At 68.1% G+C, this 3183-nt stretch carries 3 protein-coding genes; 2 read left to right on the forward strand and 1 reads right to left on the reverse strand.

Going from position 1 to position 3183, the window contains the following annotated elements:
* On the reverse strand, positions 1–1908 hold a 1908-nt coding region (gene aceE / locus ACYC1Z_RS14875), incomplete at its 3' end, for a pyruvate dehydrogenase (acetyl-transferring), homodimeric type (protein WP_461410289.1).
* 309 nt (positions 1909–2217) lie between these two features.
* Between aceE and ACYC1Z_RS14880 the strand changes: the two genes are divergently transcribed.
* The gene (locus ACYC1Z_RS14880) at positions 2218–2640 is read left to right on the forward strand and encodes a DUF3052 domain-containing protein (RefSeq protein WP_461410290.1); all 423 of its coding nucleotides are present in this window, start codon (positions 2218–2220) and stop codon (positions 2638–2640) included.
* A 67-nt stretch (positions 2641–2707) separates the two neighbouring features.
* Positions 2708–3183, forward strand: a 476-nt coding sequence (locus ACYC1Z_RS14885) for a redoxin domain-containing protein (RefSeq protein WP_461410291.1), incomplete at its 3' end; no start/stop codon positions are given.

Here is a 3183-nt window from a genome sequence, read left to right on the forward strand (position 1 = left end):
CTGGTCCCCGGCGGCCCAGAACTGGTCGCCGGTGCGCTGGAACCCGAACATCGAGTAGAAGATGTAGATCGGGATCATCGGCTCGTCCAGCGTGGCGTAGCTCGTGCCGACCACCTGCATGGCCGCAGCCGAACCCGCCTCGTTGATACCGGTGTGGAGGATCTGCCCCTGCTCGGACTCCTTGTAGCTGAGCATGAGGTCGTGGTCCACGGCGGTGTAGTTCTGACCGTGGACGTTGAAGATCTTCGCGGTCGGGAAGATCGCGTCGAGGCCGAACGTGCGGGCCTCGTCCGGGATGATCGGCACGAAGCGCTTGCCGATCTCCTTGTCCTTCATCAGTTCCTTGAGCAGGCGGACGAAGCCCATCGTCGTCGCGACCTCCTGCTGGCCCGAGCCCCTGGCGAGGATCTCGTAGGGCTTGTCATCCGGCAGGGTCAGCTTCTTGTGGCTGTCGCGACGCTCGGGCAGGTACCCGCCCAGCGCCTTGCGGCGCTCGAGCATGTACTGCAGCGTGGGGTCGTCCTCCGCGGGGCGGAAGTACGGTGCGCGGTAGGGGTCCTCGAGCTCCTCGTCGGAGATCGGGATGTTCAACGAGTCACGGAGCATCCGCAGGTCCGTGGTCTTCATCTTCTTCATCTGGTGCGTGGAGTTGCGGCCGGCGAAGCTCGGCCCCAGCCCGTAGCCCTTGATGGTGTGCGCCAGGATGACGGTCGGCTGCCCGGTGTGCTCGGTGGCCGCCTTGTACGCCGCGAAGATCTTGCGGTAGTCGTGACCGCCGCGCTTGAGCGCCCAGATCTCGTCGTCGGTCATGTTCTTGACGAGCTCCTTGGTGCGCGGGTCGCGACCGAAGAAGTGCTCGCGCACGTAGGCGCCGTCGTTGGCCTTGTACGTCTGGTAGTCGCCGTCGAGCGTCTCGTTCATGAGGTTGACGAGGGCGCGGTCCTTGTCGGCGTTGAGCAGGGCGTCCCACTCGCGGCCCCACACGACCTTGATGACGTTCCAGCCCGCGCCGCGGAACTGGGCCTCGAGCTCCTGGATGATCTTGCCGTTGCCGCGGACCGGACCGTCGAGGCGCTGGAGGTTGCAGTTGATGACGAAGGTGAGGTTGTCCAGGTTCTGCCACGAGGCGAGCTGCAGCATGCCGCGCGACTCGGGCTCGTCCATCTCGCCGTCGCCGAGGAAGGCCCACACGCGCTGCTGCGAGGTGTCCTTGATGCCGCGGTCGTGCATGTAGCGGTTGAACCATGCCTGGTGGATCGCCTCGGCCGGGCCGAGGCCCATGGAGACGGTGGGGAACTCCCAGAAGTCCGACATGCGCCGCGGGTGCGGGTAGGAGGGCAGGCCGCGGCCGTCCTCCCGGTGGGAGTACTCCTGGCGGAAGCCGTCCAGGTCCGCCTCGCTGAGGCGGCCCTCCAGGTAGGCACGGGCGTAGTTGCCGGGCGAGGCGTGGCCCTGGAAGAAGACCTGGTCGCCGCCGCCGGGGTGGTTCTTGCCGTGGAAGAAGTGGTTCATGCCCACCTCGTACAGCGTCGCCACGGACGCGTAGGAGGAGATGTGGCCACCGACACCCACCTCGGGGCGCTGCGCACGCGTGACCATGACGGCCGCGTTCCAGCGGATCCACCCGCGGTACCTGCGCTCCACCGCCTCGTCGCCGGGGAAGTACGGCTCGTCGTGCACACCGATGGTGTTCACGTACGGCGTGGTGATCGGGTTCGGGATCGTCACCATCCGCTCACGGGCCCGCTTGAGCAGGCTGAGCATGATGTAACGCGCCCGCGGGCCGCCCTTCTCGTCGATGAGACCGTCGAGCGATTCGATCCACTCCTGGGTCTCGTCGCTGTCGATGTCCCTGACCTGGCTGAGCAATCCGTTGATCAGCGGCGAGGAGTCGTCTCGTGAACTCACGCGTTCCCTCTTCTCATGTCCGGCGTCGACGGCGACGCAGATAGGCGCACCGTCGGACAGATTGGGACCATTGTCATGCCTCGACCCCTCGACATGCGAGTCTTGCGCCTCCGTTCGGGTGTGAGTCTTGCGACAGGACGCGCCGCAGCGCCAGACAGGCCGATGCGCGAAACTGCGGCCCGATGCACGAAACTGCCGCCGACGACCCGGCTTGCGGACCATGGCCCCGCTACGGTGGGCTTGACCACATCACGATCACCGCGCACAACGCGCAGACGGGCCCACGGCCCAGGAAAGGCAGGAAACAACGTGGTAGACAGCGCGGCCGCTGGAGCCGGCAGCAGGTTCGGCTTCATCTCCGGGCAGGTCATCCAGGAGTTCGGCTACGACGACGACGTCGACGGACCGGTCCGCGAGGTGATCGAGGAGCTGACCGGCCACGAGCTGGTCGACGAGGACTACGGCGATGTCTGCGACGGTTCCCTGATCTGGTGGCGCGCCGACGACGCCGAGCAGGAGGACCTCACGGACCTGCTGGTGGACGCACAGGCGAACCTCGATGACGGCGGCCTGATCTGGGTGCTCACCCCCAAGCCCGGCCGGGTGGGGCATGTGCGCCCGGCGGACATCGAGGAGGCGGCCCGCACGGCGGGCATGCACGCGACGTCGGCCGCCTCCGTGGCGGACTCCTGGTCCGGTATCCGGATCGCGTCGCGCAGCCGGGGCCGCTGAGCGATTGGTAGCGAGACGACGACGCGGGACGCGGTGTACCCAGGGCTCGCCGACCTTGGGGGAGGAGGTGGCCCCGAGCGTGCCCGCGGCGGGGGACCTCCTCCCCCAGGCACCCGCCGCGGGTGATCCCGCTCCCGATTTCGAGCTGCCCGACACGCACGGGACGCCGGTGCGGCTGAGCAGCCTGCGCGGCACCCCGGTGGTGGTCGTGTTCTTCCCGTTCGTGTTCTCGGGTATCTGCACGAGCGAGCTGTGCGAGCTGCGGGACAACCTCGAGAGCTTCGAGGCGCGCGGCGTGCGACTGCTGGCCGTGTCCACGGACGCGACGTTCGCCCAACGTGCCTGGACCGAGCGGGAGCACTTCGGCTTCGACCTGCTCACCGACTTCTGGCCGCACGGCGAGGTCTCCCGCGCCTACGGCGTGCTCGACGAGGCCAACGGGCACGCGCTGCGCGGCAGCTTCCTCATCGACGCCGCCGGCGTGGTCCGCTGGAGCGTCGTCAACCCCCGCGGCCAGGCGCGCGACCTCGCGGACTACCGGGC

Source organism: Georgenia sp., assembly GCF_054605595.1.